The organism is Pedomonas sp. V897 (assembly GCF_051304405.1).
Lineage (GTDB): Bacteria > Pseudomonadota > Alphaproteobacteria > Sphingomonadales > Sphingomonadaceae > Pedomonas.
Window position 1 is genome coordinate 311,835 of record NZ_JBPPGG010000004.1, and the last position, 22,596, is coordinate 334,430.

Sequence of the window (22,596 nt, forward strand, 5' to 3'; positions counted from 1 at the left end):
AATGCGGGGCGATCCGGCTTGTATGCGGAGCGCCCTCTGCATAACATTTGATGCTGTCCTGTTGCCGTCATCGTGATGCATTCGGGACGGCAGGAGTTTTTCAGGAGGGGGTATGACGGTCTGGAGTTTTCTTCAGCGGCGTCATTTTTCGCGACTTCCAACCATCTCGCACGTGCCAAGGGTGGAGAACCCGCCGTGGGAGGTGTTCAACACCTATTTCGTCCAGCGGGCCGCTCCCGTCATCATCACGGGCAGTCCGCTGTTCAGCGGCCGCAACCTGACGCTCGATGACCTCACCCGGCCGGGCCCGGGTGACATTCCCGTCAGTGTGCGCAGCGGCAACTACCTGAACATCAAGGAACGGCGGTATGAGGAGATGCCGCTGTCCCGCTATATCGAGGAGCACATCCGCCCCTGGGAGCAAGGAGCGGCGACGGCGGCGGACGGGTCCGCGCTGCCCCACTACTCCGGCAACACGCCGTTGACCTGGGAGCAGTTCGAGGCCCTGGGCCTCAAGGCGCCGCAATGCTTCGATGGGCAGAAGTTCGATGCGCCGCGCCTGTGGTTCGGGCCGAAGGGGTCGGCCACCCCGCTGCATTACGACAGCCGGGACAACCTCATCTGCCAGTACATCGGGCGCAAGCACTTCATCCTGTTCGCGCCCAGCCAGATTCCCTGGCTCTACATGCGCGACTACAGTCCGGCGTGGAGCAGCATCAGCGATCCGCGCAAGGTGGACCTGAACAAGTTCCCGCTGTTCGCCCGGGCGAAGGCTGTCGAGGTGACGCTGAACGCCGGTGAGATGCTCTATCTGCCCGAGCACTGGGCGCACTTCGTGCTCAACGTCGAGACCTCGATGATGGTCAACTTCTGGCCGGAGATGACGCCCGCACAGGAGCGCAAGACCAAGCTGAAGAAAGACCTCTACCAGCTGAAGCTGAAGTTCGCGAGCTGAGGGGCGGGGCGGCATCTGCCGCCGCGCTCCCGCCGCATCCTCCGGCAAACTGGCGCGCTTGAAGATGTTCAGGCGGCGTCGGGAAGCGACGCGCGCGCCGGGGCGCGGCGTCCTTGCGCTATCCTTGCGCTAACCCTTTGTCCCGAGATCCCGATGACGGAAGACGCAACATGCTGCGTGGTGCCCACGGTCGGACTCGAACCGACACGACCCTCGCGGATCGAGGGATTTTAAGTCCCTTGCGTCTACCATTTCGCCACGTGGGCAGCCGGTTACGGCTGAATTGGCGAAAACTTATAGAGTGGGGAGAACGGGAAGGGAAGCCGGGGCGTGAGATTACGCCACGCCCCGGCCGGGGGCTTACGCGGGGGCGTAAGACGGAGAGGAGAGGCAAGGCCCGCGCCATCGGGCAGGCACTGCCGCTCCAGATCAGGGGCCGCTCCAGGCATCAGCGTCGGATGGGCAGCGTCGGACGGAAGGGAGAGGGGGGCTCGTGAATCCCGTCCGACGTCCGGCCTGTCGCCCAGGGGGCTATTGCCTTGGGGTTGGGCGGCCTAGTTGTTGGTGGCGGCGAGGACGCCGGCCAGCGCGGCCGCGCCCAGGCCGATGCCCAGCAGGACTTCGCCGGTGTTGTTCTTGTCGCGGCGCTCGTAATAGTGGTGATGGTGGTGACGGTCGTAGCCACGGTCCCTCACGTAGACCACCCGGGGCGGCGGGGCGTGATGGTGGCGCTCCTTCACATAGACCACCTTGCGCGGCGGCGGAGCATGGTGATGGCGGTCACGACGATCGATCACCACGACGCGCTCAGGCTTGTGCCCGTGCCGGCGGTGGTCTCCAGCGAACGCCGGGGCGGCCGCGCCCAGCGCGATGCTGGCAGTAACGACGGCGGCGACAACTGTTCTGAGGCTACGCATGGGAAAGACCTCCAATTAACTGTTGCCCTCATTTAATGGTTGGCCGGCTGAACCGAGGCTGAACGGTCCCTGGCTGTGAAAACGTCTTGGACAGAGGGCGCGCAAGCGGGCGCCCGCCGCTGTTTGCGGCAAGAAACGAGAGGCGTCGGAAAGCGGTGGGAAACCGGGAAATTCCGGCGGGTTCGGGGGCTAGATCTCGCCGTCCACCGGGCTCAGGCCCATCTCGGCCAAACCCTTGAGAATGGTCTCGGCGGCCGCGTTCATCGCTTCCGGGTCGGTGGAGCGGATCACGAAGTTCGCGTTGGGCTCACCATTGCGCCAGAACGGGTAGCTGCCCACCTGCACGCCGGGGAAGGCCGCCTCGGTGGAGCGCAGCAGGTCCGCGACGGTGCTCTCGCCCACCTTCGCGCCGATGGTGCGGGACAGCACGGGCTTGCCGCCCTTGAGGCGGCCTTCCAGCGCCTGGAGCATGGCGCGGGCAACGCCCGGCACGCCCGCGAGGATGTAGACGTTGCCGATGCGGATGCCGGGCGCGGCGCTCAGTTCGTTGGGGATCAGCTCCGCCCCTTCCGGCACCCGGGCCATGCGCAGGCGGGCGTCCGTCAGGGTGCCGCCATAGTAGGCGCGCAGCATCTCCTCCGCTTCCGGGTGGATGACGACGGAGACGCCGAACGCCCGGGCGATGGCGTCGATGGTGATGTCGTCGTGGGTGGGGCCGATGCCGCCGGTGGTGAACACATAGTCATGCCGCGCCCGGCAGGCGTTCACCGCCTCCACGATCTCGGCTTCCACATCCGGCACCACGCGGGCGTGGGCGAGGCGGATTCCCTGGACATTGAGCCACTTGGCAAGGTAGGCGAGGTTCGCATCCTGGGTGCGGCCGGAGAGAATCTCATCGCCGATAATGACAAGGGCGGCGGTGTAGATGCGATCGGGCGAGGTCATGGCTCAGGTTTAATGGAAAAGCCTGGCGTTGGGGAGGCTGAAAAAGCTCATGCGTTTCGAAGAGATGCTGGTTCCGGCCAAGCTCGTGCGGCGCTACAAGCGGTTCCTGGCCGATGTGGAACTGGAGACCGGCGAAGTGGTCACCGCCCACTGCGCCAATTCGGGCTCGATGATGGGGCTGGCCGTGCCCGGCAGCCGGGTGTGGCTTTCCCCCAACCGCAATCCCAAGGCCAAGCTGGCCTGGCGCTGGGAGGCGGAGGAATGCGGGGACTGCCTCGTCGGCATCAACACCAGCCACCCCAACCGCATCGTGGAGGATGCCGTCCGGGCCGGGCAGATCCCCGAGCTGGCGGGGTATGAGTCCGTGCGCCGCGAGGTGCCCTACGGCCGGAACAGCCGCATCGACCTGCTGCTGGAGGGCGGTCGGGGCACCTGCTTCGTCGAGGTGAAGAACGTGACCCTGCGGCGCGAGGGGCGGGCGGAATTCCCCGACTCGGTGACGGCGCGCGGCACCAAGCATCTGGCGGAGCTGGCCGAGCAGGTGGCGGCGGGCCACCGGGCGGTGATGCTCTATCTCATCCAGCGCAACGACTGCGACTGTTTTGCCGTCGCGGCGGACATCGACCCGGCCTATGCGGAGATGCTGGCCAAGGCCCGGGCGGCGGGCGTCGAGGCCTACGCCTATGCCTGCGTCGTCACGCCCGAGGAGATCCGGCTGCATGGCGCGGTGCCGGTGGCGCTCTAGACCGGTGGTGCTCTGGGGCGCCCCCTTACCAGAACAGGTGAAACGGCTGGCCTTGCCGATTGGTTGATCCGACCTCAAGGGACTTGCAGGACGGCGGCAGAGGGGCGAAGGAGAGGTTTATGAATACGGACATCGATATCGATACGGACGAGGAAGTGGACGAGTACGCCCCGGCTTCCTCCATTCGCATTCACCGTCCCGAGGATTTCGAGGGCATGCGCGCGGCCGGGCGGCTGGCGGCGGAGGTTCTGGACTACCTCACCCCCATGGTGAAGCCGAACGTGCTGACCGACGACCTCGACCGGGCGGCCTACGAGTTCATCATCGCCCGCGGCGGCGTGCCCGCGCCGCTGTTCTACCGGGGCTTCCCCAAGTCCATCTGCATCTCGGCCAACCATGTGGTCTGCCACGGCATCCCCGGCGCCAAGCGGCTGAAGGACGGGGACATCGTCAACATCGACGTGACGGTGATCCTGAACGGCTGGCACGGCGACACCAGCCGCATGTTCCTCGTCGGCAACGTGCCCCTGAAGGCGCGCAAGCTGGTGGAGGTCACCTACGAGTGCCTGATGCGCGGCATCGAGATGGCGAAGCCAGGCAACACGCTGGGCGACATCGGCCACGTGATCCAGACCTACGCGGAGTCCCAGCGCTACTCGGTGGTGCGGGATTTCTGCGGCCACGGCATCGGCCGGGTGTTCCATGAAGCGCCCAATGTCATCCATGTCGGCAAGCCGGGCACCGGCCCGGTGCTGAAGCCGGGGATGTTCTTCACCATCGAGCCGATGATCAATCTCGGCAAGCCGGACGTGAAGGTGCTGGATGATGGCTGGACCGCGGTGACGCGGGACCGCTCGCTCTCCGCCCAGTTCGAGCACATGATCGGCATCACCGAGACCGGGTGCGAGATCTTCACCCTTTCGCCGGCGGGGCTCAACGCACCGCCGTATGATGTCTGAGGCGGATGATCCGGGGTATGGCGTCGGTCATCGCCAGCGGCTGCGCGAGCGGCTGCTGACCGGCGGAGCCGACGCCTTCCACGATCACGAACTGCTGGAATACATCCTCGCGCTGGGCATCCCGCGCCGGGATACCAAGCCGCTGGCCAAGTGGCTCATCGCCACCTTCGGCAGCTATTCCTCCGTCCTCGCCGCCGAGCCGGATGTGCTGCGGGCGGCGGGCCTCAGCGAGGCGGCGGTGGCGGCGATCAAGTTTGTCGAGGCCTCCGCCGTGCGCATGAAGCAGGCGGCGGTGCACAAGCAGCCGGTGCTCTCCAGCTGGCAGTCGCTTCTCGACTATCTCCACGTGGACATGGCCCACGGCATCCGCGAGCGCTTCCGGGTGCTGTTTCTCAACAGCCGCAACATGATCATCCGCGATGACGTGATGTCCCACGGCACGGTGAGCCACGCCGCCGTCTATGTGCGCGAGATCATGAAGCGGGCGCTCGATATCGGCGCGACCGGGCTCATTCTGGCCCACAACCACCCCTCGGGCGATCCGGCGCCCTCGCAGGATGATATCCGCATGACCAGGGAGATCGCCGAGACGGCCCGCCGCCTCGGCATCACGGTGCACGATCACGTGATCGTGGGCAAAAGCGGGTTCAAGAGCTTCAAGACGCTTGGTTTGTTGTGACGGGGCGGAAGCGGCGGCCTCAGGCCGCCGCCGGAAGGGCTCCGTCCGCAAGGATGTCATCCGCGTCCTGCTGCGGCCGCCGCAGGTGGCGGGAGGCCGCCAGCCCCCCGATACCGGCCCACAGCGAGAAGACCAGCACGGCGAGCAGGGTGCTGTCGAGGCCACGGCCCACCTCGTCGGCATATGGCGACGGGACAAAGCGGGTCCAGGTCATCGAAATGAAGTGCAGACAGCACACGGCCACGACCATCAGCAGGCCGGAGGCCGGAACCCGCCAGCGCGAGCGGAAGCAGACGAGGGTCGCCATGGCACCCGCAGCGATCGCGCAGCCCGCTCCGATGGCGATCAGCGTGGACGGCGTGTCCAGGATCATCCAGCGCTCGGAGCGAATGGCGAACATGCCGAGCAGGTGCATTTCCGCAATGCCGAGGCCGCAGTACGCGCCGCCGAGGGCGTAGGACACGACGGAATTGTAGTAGGCGCTGAGATAGAGGCCGCAACCGACGGTCATCAGCGAGATGCCGGCCGAAAGGGCGGTGATTCCCGGGTTGTAACGCACCGGCGAGCCCGTGTCGTAGGCCAGGATCGCCACAAAATGGGTGGCCCAGACGCCGATGGCGCAGACGGCAATGGCGGCCATGAGGCGGCCGGCGTCCGCCTCGCGGCCCAGGTCACGGCACCCGCTGAGCAGGGTCATGGTCAGAAGGCTCGACACCAGACAGATGACGGCCGCCACCACGACGAGTTTCAGGTCATGCTGGTAGGCCAGACAGTCGATGATCGCGTTCATTGTGAATCTGCTCCCCCCGTTTCAGCAGAGTCCACCGATGGACCGGCAGGGAGTCAGTTACCGTCTGAAAACGTTAATTATTGATGAATATATTGTAAAAAGAGCCGCAAAAACAGGGGGGGCTGGAAAAGTTATGGCGAGAATTATGACTGTTGTACGAGAAATGATTTTAAGTAAAAATTATTGCCAGTCCAGTATTAATGGTTACCGGTAGAAATCTTTTTTGCACTGCTTCGAGCGCCCTTGAGGCGGGCGTTATTCGTCGTCTTCCTCGATGGGTTCGGCGTCTGCGGGGAAGGGGCGGGGCTCGTAGCCGGCTTCGACGAAATAAAGTCCATCGGGCGGCGCGTTGAAACCGAGCGCGGCGCGGTCGCGGGCGTGAAGCGCGTTTTCGAGATCGCGCGCGGTCCACTTGCCTTCGCCCACCAGCTTGAGGCAGCCGACCATGGAGCGCACCTGATGGTGCAGGAAGGAGCGCGCCTCCGCCTCGATCACGACTTCCTCGCCGTGGCGGGAGACGTCCAGCCGGTCCAGCGTCTTGAGCGGGGAGGCGGACTGGCAATGGACCGAGCGGAAGGTGGTGAAGTCGTGCCGGCCGACGAGGATTTGCGCGGCCTCGTGCATGGCCTCGTGGTCCAGCGGCACGGCCACCTGCCAGGCGAGGCCCTTGTCGAAGGTGAGCGGCGCGCGGCGGTTGATGATGCGATAGCGATAGCGGCGGCGGGTGGCGGAGAAGCGGGCGTGAAACTCGGGCTCCGCGATCTCGCATGCCAGCACGGCGACCGGGTCGGGGCGCAGGCGGGCGTTCAGCGCCTCCCGCAGCTTGAAGGGCGTGAACGGCTTCTCGATATCCACATGCGCGGTCATGCCGAGCGCGTGCACGCCCGCGTCCGTCCGCCCGGCGGCGACGACCTGGGCCTCCTCCTGGGTGACCTTGTAGACGGCCTCTTCCAGCGCGCCCTGCACCGAGGGGCCATGGTCCTGAAATTGCCAGCCCATGAACGGGCGGCCATCGAACTCGACAAGCAGGCGGAAACGGGTCATGGCGCGCTGCCTTAGCCGAAGCGCGCGCCCGAGGGAATGGGAAAGCCGCGCAGGAAGGTCTCCAGATCCAGCGCCTGCTTGCCCGCCCGCTGGAGCACCAGCGGACGCAGCGCGCCCTCGCCGGTCTGAATGGCGAGGCGGTCGTCGGTCACCGTGCCGGGCGCGGCGCCCGGTTTGCCGGGGGCGACCTCGGCCTTCAGGATCTTGATGCGCTCGCCCTCGTATTCGGCATAGGCGCCGGGGAAGGGGACCAGCGCCCGCACCTTGCGCTCAAGGGCGGCGGCGGGTTGGGCGAAGTCCAGCTTCGCCTCCGCCTTGTCGATCTTGGAGGCGTAGGTGACGCCCTCGGCGGGTTGGGGCTCGGGCGTGAGGGAGGGCAGCGTCTCCAGCGCCTCGACGATCATCTCCGCGCCCATGGCGGCGAGCCGGTCGTGCAGCTCGGGGGTGGTCTCGTCCGCCCCGATGGGCGTTGCCCGCTTCAGCAGCATCGCGCCGGTGTCGAGCCCTGCGTCCATTTGCATGATGGTGATGCCGGTTTCCGCGTCGCCCGCCTCGATGGCGCGGTGGATGGGGGCGGCACCCCGCCAGCGCGGCAGCAGGGAGGCGTGGATGTTGAGGCAGCCGAACTTCGGCGCGTCCAGCACCTCCTGCGGCAGGATGAGGCCATAGGCCGCCACCACCGCCACGTCGAGATCGAGCGCGCGGAAGGCCTCCAGCTCCGCCTGCTGCCCGCGCAGCTTCAGGGGATGGCGCACCTCGATCCCCAGCGCCTCCGCCCGCTGGTGCACCGGCGTCGGCGTCAGCGACTTGCCCCGGTTCGCCGGGCGCGGCGGCTGGGTGTAGACGCACACGATCTCGTGGCCGGCCGCATGAAGGGCATCGAGCGCGGCAACGGCAAAATCCGGCGTTCCCATGAAGGCAAGGCGCATGGCGGGTCGTTCCTCGTGAGTGATGCGCCTTCGGTCCGGCGCGGTCGGGCTGTCTGTGGGGTTGTTTCCCTGTCGGGCTATCTAAAGGCTTTTGTTTTCTTTTTGCAGGGGTCTTGGACCCCTGCACCCCTTCGTATGGCACGCCGCGCCCGTCATCACGCGCACGTCCCCTTCGTTTTCAAAAGGGAATTGGGCCGTGTTTCCCGTGCGCGCCGGAAACGCGGCCCGGCAAAACGCAGGGAGGTGCAGGAGGGGTAAGCCCCTCCTGCAAAAGAAATGGGTCTGTTCAGGCCCCCGTTTCGTGGCTCAGCGGGGTGAGGCGCAGCTGGGTGATCTGGTTGCGGCGGCGTTCCAGCACGTCGAAGCGCAGGCCGTAGAAGGTGAAGCTCTGGCCCTTCACCGGGATGACGCGGGCGGCGCTGATGAGCAGCCCGGCGATGGTGGTGGCCTCGTGTTCGGGCAGGTCCCAGCCGAAGCGGCGGTTGAGGTCGCGGATGGTGACGGTGCCTTCCATGGTCAGGCTGCCGTCGTCGTGCAGGGTGACGCCCGGCGGCAGCGGGCGGTCCTTGTCGTCGGTGATGTCGCCCAGCACCTGCGCCAGGATGTCGGCCAGCGTGATGAGGCCCTGGAGGCTGCCGTATTCATCGACGACGAGGGCGAACTGGGAGCGGCGGGCGATGAAGGCCTTGAGCTGCTCGCGCAAGGAGGTGGTGTTGGGCACGAACCACGGCGGGCTCAGCAGCTTGCCGATGACGAGGGTGGCGGGGGTGGCCCCGCGCTTGGCCAGCGCCCGCAGCAGATTCTTGCTGTGGAGGACGCCGATGATGTTGTCCGGGTCGTCGCGGTAGACCGGCAGGCGGGTATGGCGCGAGCGCACGACCTGCCGCACCACCTGTTCGGGCGGCGTGGCGATGTCGATCATCTCCATGGCGCGGCGATGGACCATCACGTCATCGACGAGGGTCTCGTCCAGGTCGATCATGCCTTCGAGGCGGCGGATGGCCTCGCCCGCGCCTGTGTCGCCCTCGCCGTGGAGGCGGGAGACCGGGCGGCTGACGAGGCGGGCCAGCCCGTCGGCGAGCGGCCCCAGCGGCCGGGCGCAGACATCGAGCACCGGCGCGAGCATGAGCGCCAGCGGCTCGGGGCGGACCGGCGCGATGGCGCGCGGCAGCACCTCGGCGAACAGGAACAGCAGTACCGTGACGCTGAGCGCCGCATAGAGGATGGCGAAGGGGCCGAAGCTGTCCACCAGCGCGAAGGTGGCGAGCGCGGCGGCGAAGGTGTTGAGCAGCACCGCGCCCAGTATGGCGGCGCGGTTGAGCCGGTCGCGCTGGCCCAGCAGCTTCTCGGCCCGCTGGGCGCGGCGGTTGCCCTCCCGCGCCAGACGCAGAATGCGGGCCGGGGAGGCGCCTGCAAGGCTCATCCCCGCCGTCTCCAGCACGGCGGAGAGCAGGATCAGCGCGAAGGCGGTGCCAAGGGCGGCGGTGTCTGCCAGGGTCATGGCGGCGCTCTACCGTGGAACCGCGCGTCCGCTCAGGCGGAGGGACGGTTGAGCAGGGCTTTCACCTGCTCCATGTCCACACCGCGTTCGAGGTAGGACTGGCCGATGCCGCGCGCGAGGATGAAGGTGAGGCGTCCCGCCTCCATCTTCTTGTCCTGCGCCATGTGGGCAACCAGCGTCTCGCCCATGCCGTCGAGCCCCACCTGCTTGAGCGTGGTCGGCAGGCCGACCGAATCGAGATGGCGGCGCACCCGCTCCAGATCCTCCGGCGGGCAGAGCCCCATCTCGACGGAGAGTTCGAACGCCAGCACCATGCCGAGCGCCACGCCCTCGCCGTGGAGCAGGTCGCCGCTGTAGCCCTTCTCCGCCTCCAGCGCGTGGCCGAAGGTGTGGCCGAGGTTGAGGAGGGCCCGGGTGCCCTTGGTCTCGAACTCGTCCGCCTCCACCACGGCGGCCTTGGCGCGGCAGCTGACGGCGATGGCGTGGGCCCGCTTGACCGGGTCGCCCGCCAGCACGTCCTTGCCGTTCTCCTCCAGCCAGGCGAAGAAGCCGGCGTCGTTGATGAGGCCGTATTTGACGATTTCCGCATAGCCTGCCAGCAGCTCGCGGCGCGGCAGGGTGTCGATGATGTCCGTGTCGATGAGCACCAGTTTGGGCTGGTGGAACGCGCCGATCAGGTTCTTGCCCTGGGGCGTGTTGATGCCGGTCTTGCCGCCGACGGACGAATCCACCTGCGAGAGCAGGGTGGTCGGGATCTGCACGAACGGGCAGCCGCGGCGCAGGATGGCGGCGGCGAAGCCCACCAGGTCGCCGATCACCCCGCCGCCCAGCGCGACGACGGCGTCCTTGCGCTCGATGCCCAGCTCCAGCAGCTGCCCGGCGAGCCATTCCAGATGCGGGAAGGATTTGGACGCCTCGCCCGCCGGCAGCACCACCGGCTCGGCCTCGATGCCCGCCCCGGCGCAGGAGTCCAGCAGGCGCTGGAGGTGAAGCTCGGCCACGTTCTCGTCGGTGACGATGACCGTGCGCTTGCGCGGCAGCAGCGGGGCTAGGTGCGCGCCCGCCTCGTCCAGCAGCTCCTCGCCGATGAGGATGGGATAGCTGCGCTCTCCGAGGTTGATGTCGATGCGGGTGCGGGCGGGACCGTTCGGGCTGGAGACGGTATCGGTCATTTGGTCAGGTATCCCTGGCGGTGAAGGGCGGTGATGATGGCATCGACCGCCGCGTCGTGCGGGCCGCGCCCGCTGCGGATGTGAATGGGCGCCTTGGCGTAGTAGGGCGAGCGCGTGCCGGCGAGACGGGTGAGAATCTCCTTCGGGTCGCCCGTGCGCAGCAGGGGCCGCGTGTTGCGGCGCGAGGTGCGTTCGACCAGAATGTCGATGTCCGCGTCGATCCACACGGCGATGGACTGTTCGAGGATGAGCTGGCGGGTCTCATCCTGCACGAACGCGCCGCCGCCCGTGGCGATCACCTTCACGCTGCCGTCCAGCAGGCGGCGGATGACGCGTCGCTCGCCGTCGCGGAAGGTTTCTTCCCCGTAACGCTCAAAGATCTCCGTAATGGTCAGCCCGGCGGCGCGCTCGATTTCCTCGTCCGCGTCAACGAACGGCAGGTTGAGGCGGCTGGCCAGACGCCGGCCGATGGTCGACTTGCCCACGCCCATCAGCCCCACAAGGACGATGGGCTTGGCCAGCAGGCCACGACGGCGCGGTGGCTGGGTCTTTCTTCGCGGGGGATAGGTCTTCGCCAAGCTGCGTCAACTTTCACTTTTGGTCATGGGTCAGCATCGCTATACACACGGGAGAGGCGGACGGCCAAGCCCGGCCGCGCACAGAACCGGCCTTCGGCCGCCGCAAAGGCGAAAAATCGGAAGGCCACGGTCAAGCGTCATTGCGTCGTCAGGGTGTTCGAACGACGTGTCGCACAAAGGTAAGGGTATCATGGGGCGAATATTGTCGATCCTTCTGGGCCTGTTGCTCCTGATCGTGATTGGCGCAACCGTCTATTTCGGCGTCGCCGACATGCCGCCGCCGCAGGAGCGGGTCGAGAAGGTCATTCCGAATGAGAACCTTGGGGCTTAAGGCCACCGTTTCCGCCCTTGCAGTTCTGGTAACGGCGCTGGCCGCGGGCGGGTCCGTCCCGCCTGTCGCCGCGCAGCAGACGGCGCCCGCGCCGCCGTCCAGCGCGCCCAAATCGCTGCTGCCGGCGGGCACCTTCGCGCCGCCGCCGCCGCCACCGGTGGCGGAACCCGCACCGGCGCCCGAATCCGCGCCCGCAGGCGAGGCGCAGTCCGGCAGCGGGGAGACGCCCGAGGCCGGGGACGGGGCGCTGGCGGCGCCGGAGGCCGTGCCGCCCGAGCCGTCCCTGCCGCGGAGCCGGGGCGTGACCCTTCTCACGGCATCCGACCGGATCGGCGTGCACGGTCCGGCGACGGGCGGGTTCGACGAGACCCTGTGGGCGGGGTCGAGCGGGCCGTTCCTGCGGGATTTCATGAAGGGGCAGTCCGCCCCCACCGCGTCGCGCTGGGCCCATGTGCTGCTGCGCCGCGCGCTGCTGTCGCGCACGCCGACGCCGCAAGGCGTGCTGCCCTCCAACTTCGTGGCCGAGCGGGCCCATCTGCTGCTGCGGATGGGCGAGGCCGAGGGCGCGCGCCGTCTGGTGGCGCAGGTGCCGGTGACCAGCTTCACCCGCCGCATGTTCGATGTGGCCCCGCAGGCCCACCTGGCGGCGGGGGACGTGGCGGGGCTGTGCCCGATGGTGCAGACGGGCATTACGGTCTCCGCCGATCCGGTGTGGCCGCTGGCCTCCGCCGTGTGCGCCGCCTTGCAGGGCGATGACGCGGGCGCGGCGCTGACGCTGGACCGGGAGCGCGAGAACCACACCGCCAAGGCGTTCGACATTCAGCTCGCCGAGGTGGTGGCGACCACCCTTGCCGGCGGCGACCGGGGCGTGAACGCGGTCTGGCCGCAGAACATGCGCCTGACCACCTACCGCCTTGCCATGGCGCTGGCGGGCGGCGTCGAGGTGCCGCGCCAGCGTCTGGAGGGCGCCAACGCGGCGGTGAAGGGCTGGCTGGTGCGGCTCGGCGCGGCGCCGCTGGCGGCGCGGCTGGAGGCGGCCCCCACGGCGGCCGTGAACGGGGCGCTGCCGGCGCGGGAGCTGGTCGACCTGTGGTCGCTTCAGGCCTCCCTGCTGGACGAGACGGCGATCCGGGCGCTGCCGGTGGGCAAGCTCCGCACCGCCTATTCGGCCAGGACGCCCGAGGCGCGGCTGGCCGCCATGCGCGAGCTGTGGGCCTCGGCCCGCACGCCGCAGGAGCGGGCCGCCATGCTGCTGGTGACGGCCGATGCCGCGCGGCGGCTGCCGGTGACCGCGTCTCTCCTTGAGGCCGCGCCCGAGCTGGGCCGCGCGCTCTTGCTGGCGGGCGAGGTCAAGGCCGCCCGGGCCTGGTACGATCTGGCCCGGCGCGAGGCGCGGAATCGCAATCCCAAGGCGGGCTCGGCGCTGATGGGGCTGTGGCCGCTGGTGGCGGCCGCCGACCAGGGCGTGCCCCGCTCGGGCGACCTGTTCACGCTGTGGGACGACATGCAGGATGGCGAGCGGGCCGAGCGCAAGCGGCGCCGCCAGCTGGCGGGCGCGGCGCTCTCGGGGCTCGGTCTCGTGCCGGTGGCGGATCTGCCGCGTTCGGCGCGGGTGGAGCCGGAGGCGAACGCCTATGTCCAGCGGCTGCGCGAGGCAGCGCAGTCCCGGCGCCGGGGCGAGGTCATCCTGCTGAGCGCGGCGGGCCTCGGCAAGGACGCCGCCGGGGTGCGGCCCGACTATCTCCACGAGATCACGCGGGCGCTGACCGCCGTCGGGCTGCGGCGGGAGGCGGGGCTGATCGCCGCCGAGATCCTGATTCGCAACGGAGCCTGAAGCGGGCGATGAGCGACCGCCGCCTCACCGACCCTGCCGCGATCGGCCTGTTCATCGACATGCTGGCCTCGGAGAAGGGCGCGGCCCGCAACACGCTGGCCGCCTACGAGCGCGACCTGCGCCTCGTCAGCGAAGCGCTGAACGGAGGGCTGCTGACAGCGGGGCCGGACGACCTGCGGGCGTGGCTGGCCGGGCAGGCGGGGCTGGCGCGCGCGTCCGTCTCGCGCAAGCTGTCGTGCCTCAGGCAGTTCTTCCTGTTCGCCTTCCGCGAGGGGTGGCGGCGGGACAACCCGGCGGCGGACCTGCTGGCACCCGCCCCGGCGCAGCGGCTCCCCAAATCTCTCAGCCGGGACGAGGTGGACCGTCTGTTCGAGGCGGCCCGGGCCCGGCTGGAGCGCGCGCCCGTGCCCGCCAACCTGCGGCTGGTGGCGCTGATGGAGCTGCTCTACGGCTCCGGCCTGCGCGCAACCGAGCTGGTGAGCCTGCCGCGCAACGCCATTGCGCCGGGCAAGCCCTACATCATCCTCAAGGGCAAGGGCGGCAAGGAGCGGTTGGTGCCGCTCTCCGGCCGGGCGCTGGCGGCCGTGGAAGCCTGGCGCGCCCATGTGCCGGAGGAGGCGCGGTATCTGTTCCCCTCCGGCGGCAAGGCCGGGCACCTCACGCGCGTTCGTTTGTTTCAACTGGTTCGGGAGCTGGGGCTGGAGGCCGGTGTGCCGCCCGAGCGCCTGTCTCCCCACGTGCTGCGGCACGCCTTTGCGACCCATTTGCTTGACAACGGTGCGGATTTGCGTGCCTTACAGCAGATGCTCGGCCATGCCGATATCGCTACAACGCAGATCTACACCCATGTGGCGGAGACGCGTCTGGTTGAGCTGGTTAACGAGAAGCACCCGCTTGCTAATATGCCGAGCCCGGTTGACGGGCGGAAGCGTCGTGGCTAGCGTCGCCCGCTTCTGACAAGAGTTATTGACCGGAACATGGTGACTTTCCTCGACTTTGAACGCCCCATTGCCGAGCTGGAGGCGAAGATTGCCGAACTTCAGGCCGGTGCCGCCGGACGTGTGGACATCGGCGCTGAGATCAGCAAGCTGCAGGCCAAGGTCGACAAGCTGCTGAAGACCACCTACGCCAACCTCACGCCCTGGCAGAAGGCGATGGTGGCGCGGCACCCCAACCGTCCGCACTTCCGCGACATCGTGGCGGAGTTGATCGACGATTTCACGCCGCTGGCGGGCGATCGCGCCTTTGCGGAGGATTGCGCCATCATCGGCGGCATGGGCCGGTTCCGGGGCCAGTCGGTCATGGTCATCGGCCATGAGAAGGGCAACGACACCGCCTCGCGCATCAAGCACAACTTCGGCATGGCCAAGCCCGAGGGCTACCGCAAGGCCATCCGTCTGATGCAGATGGCGGACCGCTTCGGCCTGCCCATCATCACCCTCGTCGATACGCCGGGCGCGTTCCCGGGCGTGCAGGCGGAGGAGCGCGGCCAGGCCGAGGCCATTGCCCGCTCCACCGAGGCCTGCCTCAACGTGGAGGTGCCGCTGGTCTCCTGCATCGTCGGCGAGGGCGGCTCGGGCGGCGCGATCGCGCTGGCCGCGGCCAACCGGGTGCTGATGATGGAGCACGCCATCTACGCCGTGATCTCGCCCGAGGGCTGCGCCTCCATCCTGTGGCGCACCGCCGACAAGGCCGCCGAGGCCGCCGAGGCGATGAAGCTGACGGCGCAGGATCTGGCGACGCTGGGCGTGATCGACGGCATCGTGCCCGAGCCGCTGGGCGGAGCGCACCGCGATCCCAAGACCGCCATCCGCAATCTGGGCAATGTGCTGGAGCGGGAGCTGAATCAGCTGGCGGGCCTCAGCCGCAGCGAGGTCAAGGCCGACCGGCGCGAGAAGTTTCTCGCCATCGGCCGCGCAGGGCTCTGAGCCGCAGGACAGGCCGGGCGCAGCGCGGCCTGCCGCGCCCGGTTTTGCGCCAGCGCAGCCTGGCCTGAGGGCCTGCCCGCACACCAGACGGGGCGCTTGGCCTTCTCATTCGTTCTATTTCCTGCATAATTCAGGACATATTCCTCGCCGGGTCCGGCTGCGGTGGCAGTGCGACCCGGCGCGGGAAGGACGGTGTTCAGATGGGAAAGGTCACGATGGCACGGTCGAAGGGAATCCTGGCAGCGGTTGCGGTATCGGTGCTGCTGGGCAGCTGCTCAACCACGCCGGCGGGAAGTTCCGCCTTCACCCCCTTCATGTCGCGCTCTCAGGAAGCGGCGATCGGTCAGTCGGAGCATCCCAAGCTGCTCGCCGAGTTCGGCGGCGCCTACAATGACGACAAGGCCGCCGGATATGTGGCGATGGTCGGCGGGCGCGTGCTCCAGAACTCGGAGACGCCGAACGATCCCTTCACCTTCACCCTGCTCGACTCCAACATCGTCAACGCCTTCGCCCTGCCCGGGGGCTATGTCTACATCTCCCGCCAGCTGCTGGCGCTGATGAACGACGAGGCGGAGCTGGCCTCGGTGCTGGGTCACGAGGTGGGCCACATCACCGACCGGCACACCGCCAAGCGCTACAACACCCAGATGCTGGGCGGGCTCGGCAGCGTTCTGGTGGCCGTGCTCACCGGCTCGGGCCAGCTGGCGCAGCTGGCGGGGCAGGCGGCGCAGGCCTACACCCTGTCCTACTCCCGCGATCAGGAATTCAAGGCCGACACGCTCGGCATCCGCTACATCAGCCGTGCGGGCTACGACCCGTTCGCGGCCGCCGACATGCTCTCCACCCTCGACGCGCAGGACAAGCTGGAGGCGCTGATCGCCGGCCGCACCGCCGAGGATACCACCCCCAACTGGGCGCGCACCCACCCGGTGACCGCCGACCGCGTGGCGCGGGCGACCCAACTGGCGACGCAGACCGGCATTCCGAAGGGTCAGCAATCGCGCAACCGCGAGGCGTTCCTTGCCGCCATCGACGGCCTGGTGGTGGACGACAGCGCCGAGCAGGGCTTCGTGCGCGGCCGCACTTTTGCCCACCCCAAGCTGAAGCTCACCTTCACCGTGCCGGAAGGCTTCAGCCTGCAGAACAGCTCGCGGGCGGTCATGGCCAATGGGCCGGGGTCGGTGCAGGTGATGTTCTCGGGCGGCCCGCTCGCCAGCGGGCAGGGGCTGGATGCCTACCTGCGCGAGGTGTGGACCAGCCTCACCGAGAATCAGGCCGGGGCCGCGCCGCAGGCGAAGTTCGGCCAGATGAACGGCATGGACACCGCCACCATGGCGACCCGCCTCAACACCAACAGCGGCGTCCTTGACGTGAGCCTCGTTGCCTTCAAGTGGTCGCCCTCCCAGGCCTACCACTTCGTCATGGTCTCGCCCGCCTATGCCAGCAGCCAGGCGGCGGCCCAGTCCATCGCCCAGACCCAGCGTAATCTCCAGACCATGCTCCAGTCCTTCCGCCGCCTGAGCGACGCGGAGGCGGCGAAGTACAAGGAGCGGCGGATCAAGGTGGTTACCGTGGCGCAGGGCGACACGGCCGCGAAGCTGGCCGAGCGCATGGCCTACGACGACCACAAGCTGGAGCGCTTCCTCATGCTGAACGGCTTCCAGAACGCCAGCGAGGTGAAGGCGGGCGCGAAGGTGAAGCTGATCGTCTACGCGTCCTGAGGCGGCGCCGCGCTCAGGCAGCAGGCCGGGCAGCGGGGCTGGCGGCGGTCAGGCCCGCCAGCGCCCGCGCGCGCGGGAAGGGGTGGTCCGAAACGCCCAGGGCGCTGACAACGCGCCCCGACAGCCACCAGATGGGCAGCACCAGCACCAGCGAGACCATGCCGTCGATGGCATAGTGCCAGCCGAGGTGCACCGAGCCGATCCAGATGGTGAAGGCGAACAGGCTGAGCGCCAGCCCCAGCTTGCGGCCAAGGGAGAAGCCCGCGCAGGCCATCAGGATCGAGCTGGCCACGTGCAGCGACGGCATGGCGGAGATGCCCGAGCCGATGGTGGTGGAGGCCGCCTGGTAGTCGCTCCACAGCTCCTTCTGGACCTCGAGCGTCATCAGGCCGGTCGGCACGATCTGCTCCCGCACGATGGCGTCGAGGGCATGGAGCCGCTCCATCAGCGGCGCGAAGGGATCGGGCACGCCCGGCAGCACGAGGCCGTAGAAGCAGGGCCCGGCGGACGACAGGGCCATGGCTGCCGCCGAGCCCAGCAGCATCCAGGTGAGGCAGAAGGCGAGCAGATAGCGGGCGCGCAGCGTCCGGCAGTCCGTCCGCAGTGCGGCGTAGATCACGCTGATCCACATGAGGAAGAACCAGCAGGTGTAGGCCCACTGGAGCAGCCAGGTGGCGATGGGGCCTCCGAACACCGCATGGGTCAGCTGCCACGGGTCCGTGCCGAAGATCAGGCGATCGATGTCGGCAAAGAGCGTATCGTAGGCGAAGGGCTTGATCAGCGGGATGGCCGATTTCAGCGCGGTGAAGCTGTTGAGCAGCAGCGTCAGCACGACGAGCGGCACGAGGCGCATTATCAGCTGGTCGGGCGGGAGGATGTGGGCGCGGATGTCCGCCGCCATTTCCATCAGCGGGCGGGCCGGGCGGCGCACCAGCACCAGATGGAGGGCGTAGGTGAGGAAGATCATCACGCCCGCCAGCCCCCAGGTGAACAGCACCAGGTAGCCGTAGCTGGGCATGAACACGTCCGCCTCGCGCCCGAAGGGGCGAAGGGTCGCGGTGGCGATCCCCGCGTAGATCAGCACCAGCCCCAGCAGAAGGGTGGCGACGCGGAACTCCTGACGCAGCGATTTCATAGCGGGACGCCCCTGATCATCCTGCCGGAAAGGAAAACGGCGGCCGAAGGGGCCGCCGTTCGCTGGATCCTCTCGGATCACTTACTGTTTATTCAGGCTTGGCGTTTTCCAGCTCGGACGAAACCGTGGTCAGCTTCGACTTGAGCTGGGTGCCAACAGCCGACAGAGCGCCGATGCAGACGACAGCGATGAGCGCGGCAATCAGGCCATACTCGATGGCGGTGGCGCCCCTCTCGTCGCGGGCAAGCTTACGCAGCGTGGTGCGAATGAACGACATAATCCGTCTCCTTGCGGCCGCCACGCCTGTGGCGGGTCAATGAAGCCTTTCCCGAGGCCAACGATGGCCTTTTACCCTCGCAGGAGTTTCAAACTTGTTAATGGAGACCATTACCGGTCTCATTAATCATAAAAGCCCCGGAAATCGGAACAGAATATGCCCCCTGCGCCCGGCATCCGGCGCGGCGACGGGCGGGCGAATCCGGGGCGGGGGACCAGGCGGGATTCGGGGCGTTTTTGCGGTCGCGGGTGCCGCGACCGGCGATTCACTTGAGATAGCTGGAGACGATGCTGAACACGCGGGACGGATGGCCGCCGATGGAGGAGAAAACGCCGGCGACCGCCACCGCGATCAGGCTCGCGACGAGGCAGTATTCCGCGAGGGTTCCGCCGAGGCGGTTGCGCATGAGGCGCGACAGGAATCGGGAAATGTGCGGCATCGGCGCCTCCTGCCTTTCAGAGTGCGGGGAGCCTGCCACGGGGGCGTTAAGAAAGATTGAGGGGTTATCGTGAATCGCAGGAAAGGATTATGGGGGGATCGCCGGGCCTTATCGCCGCAGGCGTGCCGAGACATATCGACAGCGCACAGCGTCTGTGAAACCTAGGGCGCCGCAACCGAATGAAATGGCTCGATTTCCATGCTCAGCACACCGACCGACCGCGAGACCTTTGACGAATGCCCGGCGCCTCCGGGCCTGTCCGATACCGGCAAGCCGATCGTGACAGTGGTTGCCGCCGCGCTCATCGACGCGGACGGACGGGTGCTGGTGGCCCAGCGGCCCGAGGGCAAGTCCATGGCCGGGCTGTGGGAGTTTCCGGGCGGCAAGGTGGATGCGGGCGAGAAGCCGGAGGCCGCGCTGGTGCGCGAGCTGCACGAGGAGCTGGGCATCGACACCACCGCCTCGTGCCTGGCGCCGCTCACCTTCGCCAGCCACCCCTACGAGGATTTCCACCTGCTGATGCTGCTCTACGCCTGCCGCAAGTGGCGGGGCACGGTGCAGCCGCAGGAGAACCAGGCGGTGCGCTGGGTGCGAATCAGCGAGCTGTACAGCCTGCCCATGCCCCCGGCGGACATCCCCCTTGTCGGCATGCTGGCAAGCCTGCTGTAGGGGGCAGGGGCCTACCTGTTCCGTGGCTTTGCCCCTACCAATCCTGCGGTTTGTTAATAGGTTGCCCATCCGGGCCTACGAGCGGGTTCGGAAACTGGGCTTTGGCCAAGTATCGGTCGATGTGGCGGACATACGTTGCAACGTTCCGCAGGCTTTCCGCAGGTTTGCTGACGGGCGACAGGAGCGTGATGGGTAACTTCGCCTCCTGCGCAACGATGCGTATTGGCTCCCGCAGGTCAGTGTCGTTGGTGATGACCGCAGCGTGCTGGAAGGCGCCCGCAAAGGCATCTCTAACCAGATGCGCCCCCAGGTTCACGTCTGAGCCCTTCTCCTCGATCTTCACCACGCGGGCGAAGCGGGGCATGGGATCTGGTTCCGTTAAACAGGAAGGCTGGAAGTCTATAGGTTGACAGAGATACATATACTTCTCTGTTACCTGAAAGCTTCCATAATGAATTTTCAGAGTGGGCGTCGTTGATAGGGCTTTTAAATAGGAATTTTGATCTTTTGCTGCTTCCGGATCAATCTTTCCGGAAACGCGCGCTGTATAGTAATTTATCTGTAGTATATCTTGATTTCGCGGGAGGGCCGCTTGGCATAATGCCCGAATGTCAAGCCACTTGTGCTTCGTTTTCTTTAGGGCTCGATGGTAGAGATTGAATCCATCGACATAAATTATTGTTTTCATATTGGGCAAATGCCTTGAAATGCAAAAGGCCGCTGCGCCGGAACGCAACGACCTTTTGAGCCTGCGGCACGCCGCAGGTCGGTTACTGGCAATCTGACTCAGGCGGACTGTCGTGTCAACCCGAGGGTGATTGTCCACCCTTCACTGGTTCTTTTCCTTCACGCCCAGCGCATCGGCGAGGTTGGCCTTGGCGGAGCCGGGGCGCAGGGGCTTGGGCTGGCCGGGGCCGGGGGCCCAGCCTTGCAGCGAGATCAGCTCGACCGTCGCGGGAATGCGCCCGTTGTCCTGCCCGAAGCGCTCGGCGTAGAGCGCGGCGGCGCGCAGCAGCACGTCGCGGCGCAGGAAGGCGCGGGGGCGGCCCTCCAGCGCGTTGGTCTCGCCCATGGCGCGCAGCTCGGCCAGCAGCTTGAGCGGATCGGCGTAGGTGACGGTGAAGTGGTCGCTGTCCGCCACCGGCAGGGCGAAGCGCGCCCGCTGGAGGAGGGCGCCGGCGTCGCGCACCTCGATCATGGGCGCAACGCGGGGCGCGACGCGGCCGGTCACTTCCTCCTCGGCATCGAGGAGGGCGCGGCGCAGCTCGTAGAGCGTGCCGCCGCCGGGGAAGGCGGCGAGGAACAGCCCGTCGGGTGTCAGCGCCCGGTTGATCTGGATGAGCGCCCCCGGCAAGTCGTTGGTCCAGTGCAGCAGGCCGGCCGAGACGATGAGATCGAACGATTCGTCCCGGAAGGGCAGGAAGTCCGCATCGCAGGCGACCGCCTCCGGCCGGGCAAGGCCGCGCAGCCAGGCCTCCGCCGGGTCGGCGTAGACGATCACGGCGTCGGGGAAGCGGGCGGCCAGCGCCTGCCCCAGCCGCCCGTCGTGACTGCCGAGGTCGAGGATGCGGGTGAAGCGGCGGTTGATCAGCTGGAGCCGGTCCAGCAGATCCTCGACCATCAGGTTCTTGATGAAGTCAACGAACGTGCCCGGCCGCGCGGCGCGCTGGCGCTGGCGGCGGACCTGGCGGCGGTCGAACATCTCGATCGGGGCGGGAGCGGAAGTGGGGGGCTTGGTCATGTTCGACCATATGGCGCGCTGACGCGCCCGGGCCAAGGGGATAAAGTGCCTGCTGCCATGCTCCGCCTCGCTGCCACCCCCGCCGCTGCGCCTGCCGCCGCCGCTTCTGCGCTGGCGCGGCTGCGTGCCGCCGCCCAACGGCTGGTGGATCTGGTGCTGCCGCCGCGCTGCCTCGGCTGCGGGCAGGTGGTGGCGGCGGAGGGCACCTTCTGCCCCGCCTGCTGGGGCAGCTTGCGCTTTCTGGGCGAGGGGGAGGGGTGCGATGTCTGCGGCGCGCCGGTGGCGGGTCTCGAGATCCGGTTTCCGGGGTGGAAATGCCCGGCGTGCCTTGCCAGCCCGCCGCCGTTTGCCCGGGCGCGGGCGGCGTTTCTCTACGACGGGGCGGCGCGGGAGGCGATTCTGGCGTTCAAGCATGCCGACCGGCCGGACCATGCCCGCGTGCTCGGGCGGCACATGGCGCGGGCGGCCTCCGGCCTCCTCGCCGAGCCGGAGGCCGTGCTGGTGCCGGTGCCGCTGCACCGCTGGCGGCTGTGGCGGCGCGGCTACAACCAGGCGGCGCTGCTGGCGCGGGCCCTGGCGCGGGAGACCAGCCGTCCGTGGCTGCCGGACGCGTTGGTGCGGGTGCGCGCCGCCCCGCCCCAGCAGGGGCTGAGCCGGGCGCAGCGGCGGCGCAACCTGCGCGGCGCGTTCCGGGTGACGGCGGCGGGCAGGCGGCGCATCGCGGGCCGGGTGGTGGTGCTGGTCGATGACGTGATGACCACCGGCTCGACGGCGCGGCAGTGCAGCCGGGTGCTGCTGGCGGCCGGCGCGGCGGAGGTGCGGGTCGCGGCGCTGGCGCGGGTCGGCGCGGGGGCAGAGTTCTGAGCCAGAGTTCCGGGCCAGAGTTCCGGGCCAGAGTTCTGGGCCAGAGTCCTGAGGCGAGATGAGACCCAGCTTCCGGGGCGATGCCGCCCTGTCGCGCGGTCTTGCGGCACGGCGGGCCCCTCTCCATATTGGCCACGATGTCAGTAATGATGGCGTATTAGTTCCGAAAGGAGTGCCCTGTGGCGACTGTCGAGATCTACACCGCGGACTACTGCCCCTATTGCCATAGGGCCAAGCATCTGCTGAGAGCCAAGAACGTGGCGTTCGAGGAGATCGACGTGACGGTGGACCCGGAGGGGCGCGCGGTCATGCGCGAGCGGGCGGGCGGCCGCACCACCGTGCCGCAGATCTTCATCAACGGCCAGCATGTGGGCGGCTGCGACGACCTCCACGCGCTGGATGACGCGGGCAAGCTTGATGCGCTGCTGGCAGGATAAGGGCGC

General features: G+C 68.0%; 25 protein-coding genes and 1 tRNA gene. 12 read left to right on the forward strand and 14 right to left on the reverse strand.

The window, feature by feature from the left end; translation table 11 throughout:
- The first annotated feature begins 172 nt into the window (after nucleotides 1–172).
- Entirely contained in the window at nucleotides 173–955 is a 783-nt protein-coding gene (locus ACSJJU_RS12225; protein WP_435915796.1) for a cupin-like domain-containing protein, read from the forward strand.
- 178 nt (nucleotides 956–1,133) lie between these two features.
- On the opposite strand, the gene ACSJJU_RS12230 is transcribed toward ACSJJU_RS12225, so the two are convergent.
- The 3 genes from ACSJJU_RS12230 to ACSJJU_RS12240 all read right to left on the reverse strand — a co-directional run bounded on the left by ACSJJU_RS12230 (nucleotide 1,134) and on the right by ACSJJU_RS12240 (nucleotide 2,817).
- Nucleotides 1,134–1,221: transfer RNA gene (locus ACSJJU_RS12230), tRNA-Leu, on the reverse strand.
- 288 nt (nucleotides 1,222–1,509) lie between these two features.
- The gene (locus ACSJJU_RS12235) at nucleotides 1,510–1,872 is read right to left on the reverse strand and encodes a hypothetical protein (RefSeq protein WP_435915797.1); all 363 of its coding nucleotides are present in this window, start codon (nucleotides 1,870–1,872) and stop codon (nucleotides 1,510–1,512) included.
- Nucleotides 1,873–2,061: 189 nt separating this feature from the next.
- Nucleotides 2,062–2,817, reverse strand: a complete 756-nt coding sequence (locus tag ACSJJU_RS12240) for a competence/damage-inducible protein A (RefSeq protein WP_435915798.1) — start codon at nucleotides 2,815–2,817, stop codon at nucleotides 2,062–2,064.
- Nucleotides 2,818–2,866: 49 nt separating this feature from the next.
- Between ACSJJU_RS12240 and sfsA the strand changes: the two genes are divergently transcribed.
- The 3 genes from sfsA to radC all read left to right on the forward strand — a co-directional run bounded on the left by sfsA (nucleotide 2,867) and on the right by radC (nucleotide 5,200).
- Entirely contained in the window at nucleotides 2,867–3,562 is a 696-nt protein-coding gene (gene sfsA, locus ACSJJU_RS12245) for a DNA/RNA nuclease SfsA (protein WP_435915800.1), read from the forward strand.
- A gap of 119 nt (nucleotides 3,563–3,681) precedes the next feature.
- On the forward strand, nucleotides 3,682–4,521 hold the full coding sequence (map, locus tag ACSJJU_RS12250; protein ID WP_435915801.1) for a type I methionyl aminopeptidase: 840 nt from the start codon (nucleotides 3,682–3,684) through the stop codon (nucleotides 4,519–4,521).
- Nucleotides 4,511–5,200 carry a RadC family protein gene (gene radC / locus ACSJJU_RS12255; protein WP_435915802.1) on the forward strand — a complete coding sequence of 230 codons (690 nt, stop codon included), beginning with the start codon at nucleotides 4,511–4,513 and terminating at the stop codon, nucleotides 5,198–5,200. Before map ends, radC begins: the two co-directional genes overlap by 11 nt.
- A 19-nt stretch (nucleotides 5,201–5,219) precedes the next feature.
- On the opposite strand, the gene ACSJJU_RS12260 is transcribed toward radC, so the two are convergent.
- The 6 genes from ACSJJU_RS12260 to ACSJJU_RS12285 all read right to left on the reverse strand — a co-directional run bounded on the left by ACSJJU_RS12260 (nucleotide 5,220) and on the right by ACSJJU_RS12285 (nucleotide 11,214).
- Entirely contained in the window at nucleotides 5,220–5,990 is a 771-nt protein-coding gene (locus ACSJJU_RS12260) for an MHYT domain-containing protein (protein ID WP_435915803.1), read from the reverse strand.
- 255 nt (nucleotides 5,991–6,245) lie between these two features.
- Nucleotides 6,246–7,034 (reverse strand): tRNA pseudouridine(38-40) synthase TruA, encoded by a 789-nt coding sequence (gene truA / locus ACSJJU_RS12265; RefSeq protein ID WP_435915804.1) that lies wholly within the window; start codon nucleotides 7,032–7,034, stop codon nucleotides 6,246–6,248.
- An 11-nt stretch (nucleotides 7,035–7,045) separates the two neighbouring features.
- Nucleotides 7,046–7,963 carry a methionyl-tRNA formyltransferase gene (gene fmt, locus ACSJJU_RS12270; protein WP_435915806.1) on the reverse strand — a complete coding sequence of 306 codons (918 nt, stop codon included), beginning with the start codon at nucleotides 7,961–7,963 and terminating at the stop codon, nucleotides 7,046–7,048.
- A 286-nt stretch (nucleotides 7,964–8,249) separates the two neighbouring features.
- Nucleotides 8,250–9,464 carry an HlyC/CorC family transporter gene (locus ACSJJU_RS12275; protein WP_435915808.1) on the reverse strand — a complete coding sequence of 405 codons (1,215 nt, stop codon included), beginning with the start codon at nucleotides 9,462–9,464 and terminating at the stop codon, nucleotides 8,250–8,252.
- A gap of 32 nt (nucleotides 9,465–9,496) precedes the next feature.
- The gene (gene aroB, locus ACSJJU_RS12280) at nucleotides 9,497–10,636 is read right to left on the reverse strand and encodes a 3-dehydroquinate synthase (protein ID WP_435915809.1); all 1,140 of its coding nucleotides are present in this window, start codon (nucleotides 10,634–10,636) and stop codon (nucleotides 9,497–9,499) included.
- Nucleotides 10,633–11,214: a shikimate kinase gene (locus ACSJJU_RS12285; RefSeq protein WP_435915810.1), complete on the reverse strand. Its 582-nt coding sequence runs from the start codon at nucleotides 11,212–11,214 to the stop codon at nucleotides 10,633–10,635. The genes aroB and ACSJJU_RS12285 overlap by 4 nt, the downstream gene beginning before the upstream one ends.
- 190 nt (nucleotides 11,215–11,404) lie before the next feature.
- Between ACSJJU_RS12285 and ACSJJU_RS12290 the strand changes: the two genes are divergently transcribed.
- The 5 genes from ACSJJU_RS12290 to ACSJJU_RS12310 all read left to right on the forward strand — a co-directional run bounded on the left by ACSJJU_RS12290 (nucleotide 11,405) and on the right by ACSJJU_RS12310 (nucleotide 17,028).
- A complete protein-coding gene (locus ACSJJU_RS12290; RefSeq protein WP_435915811.1) occupies nucleotides 11,405–11,545 on the forward strand; it encodes a hypothetical protein in 141 nt (46 codons plus the stop codon).
- Complete coding sequence (locus ACSJJU_RS12295; protein ID WP_435915813.1) at nucleotides 11,526–13,379, forward strand: hypothetical protein; 1,854 nt, start codon at nucleotides 11,526–11,528, stop codon at nucleotides 13,377–13,379. The genes ACSJJU_RS12290 and ACSJJU_RS12295 overlap by 20 nt, the downstream gene beginning before the upstream one ends.
- 8 nt (nucleotides 13,380–13,387) lie before the next feature.
- A complete protein-coding gene (locus tag ACSJJU_RS12300) occupies nucleotides 13,388–14,320 on the forward strand; it encodes a tyrosine recombinase (protein WP_435915815.1) in 933 nt (310 codons plus the stop codon).
- 36 nt (nucleotides 14,321–14,356) lie between these two features.
- The gene (locus tag ACSJJU_RS12305) at nucleotides 14,357–15,307 is read left to right on the forward strand and encodes an acetyl-CoA carboxylase carboxyltransferase subunit alpha (RefSeq protein ID WP_435915816.1); all 951 of its coding nucleotides are present in this window, start codon (nucleotides 14,357–14,359) and stop codon (nucleotides 15,305–15,307) included.
- A 215-nt stretch (nucleotides 15,308–15,522) separates the two neighbouring features.
- A complete protein-coding gene (locus tag ACSJJU_RS12310) occupies nucleotides 15,523–17,028 on the forward strand; it encodes a M48 family metalloprotease (RefSeq protein WP_435915817.1) in 1,506 nt (501 codons plus the stop codon).
- Between the two features lie 13 nt (nucleotides 17,029–17,041).
- On the opposite strand, the gene ACSJJU_RS12315 is transcribed toward ACSJJU_RS12310, so the two are convergent.
- The 3 genes from ACSJJU_RS12315 to ACSJJU_RS12325 all read right to left on the reverse strand — a co-directional run bounded on the left by ACSJJU_RS12315 (nucleotide 17,042) and on the right by ACSJJU_RS12325 (nucleotide 18,879).
- Nucleotides 17,042–18,163, reverse strand: a complete 1,122-nt coding sequence (locus tag ACSJJU_RS12315) for a phosphatase PAP2 family protein (protein WP_435915818.1) — start codon at nucleotides 18,161–18,163, stop codon at nucleotides 17,042–17,044.
- An 88-nt stretch (nucleotides 18,164–18,251) separates the two neighbouring features.
- Nucleotides 18,252–18,440: a Flp family type IVb pilin gene (locus ACSJJU_RS12320; protein WP_435915819.1), complete on the reverse strand. Its 189-nt coding sequence runs from the start codon at nucleotides 18,438–18,440 to the stop codon at nucleotides 18,252–18,254.
- 265 nt (nucleotides 18,441–18,705) lie between these two features.
- Entirely contained in the window at nucleotides 18,706–18,879 is a 174-nt protein-coding gene (locus ACSJJU_RS12325; protein ID WP_435915820.1) for a Flp family type IVb pilin, read from the reverse strand.
- Nucleotides 18,880–19,077: 198 nt separating this feature from the next.
- Between ACSJJU_RS12325 and ACSJJU_RS12330 the strand changes: the two genes are divergently transcribed.
- Nucleotides 19,078–19,548: a (deoxy)nucleoside triphosphate pyrophosphohydrolase gene (locus ACSJJU_RS12330; protein WP_435915821.1), complete on the forward strand. Its 471-nt coding sequence runs from the start codon at nucleotides 19,078–19,080 to the stop codon at nucleotides 19,546–19,548.
- Between the two features lie 34 nt (nucleotides 19,549–19,582).
- Here ACSJJU_RS12330 and ACSJJU_RS12335 read toward each other — a convergent pair whose 3' ends face one another.
- Together ACSJJU_RS12335 and ACSJJU_RS12340 are read right to left on the reverse strand one after the other, a co-directional pair.
- Nucleotides 19,583–20,236, reverse strand: coding sequence for an NYN domain-containing protein (locus ACSJJU_RS12335; protein WP_435915822.1), 654 nt, complete (start codon nucleotides 20,234–20,236; stop codon nucleotides 19,583–19,585).
- Nucleotides 20,237–20,377: 141 nt separating this feature from the next.
- Complete coding sequence (locus ACSJJU_RS12340) at nucleotides 20,378–21,289, reverse strand: methyltransferase domain-containing protein (protein ID WP_435915824.1); 912 nt, start codon at nucleotides 21,287–21,289, stop codon at nucleotides 20,378–20,380.
- Between the two features lie 57 nt (nucleotides 21,290–21,346).
- Here ACSJJU_RS12340 and ACSJJU_RS12345 point away from each other — a divergent pair, with 57 nt between their 5' ends.
- Together ACSJJU_RS12345 and grxC are read left to right on the forward strand one after the other, a co-directional pair.
- Nucleotides 21,347–22,153 (forward strand): double zinc ribbon domain-containing protein, encoded by an 807-nt coding sequence (locus tag ACSJJU_RS12345; protein WP_435915826.1) that lies wholly within the window; start codon nucleotides 21,347–21,349, stop codon nucleotides 22,151–22,153.
- Nucleotides 22,154–22,332: 179 nt separating this feature from the next.
- Nucleotides 22,333–22,590, forward strand: coding sequence for a glutaredoxin 3 (gene grxC / locus ACSJJU_RS12350; RefSeq protein WP_435915827.1), 258 nt, complete (start codon nucleotides 22,333–22,335; stop codon nucleotides 22,588–22,590).
- Nucleotides 22,591–22,596 lie beyond the last annotated feature (6 nt).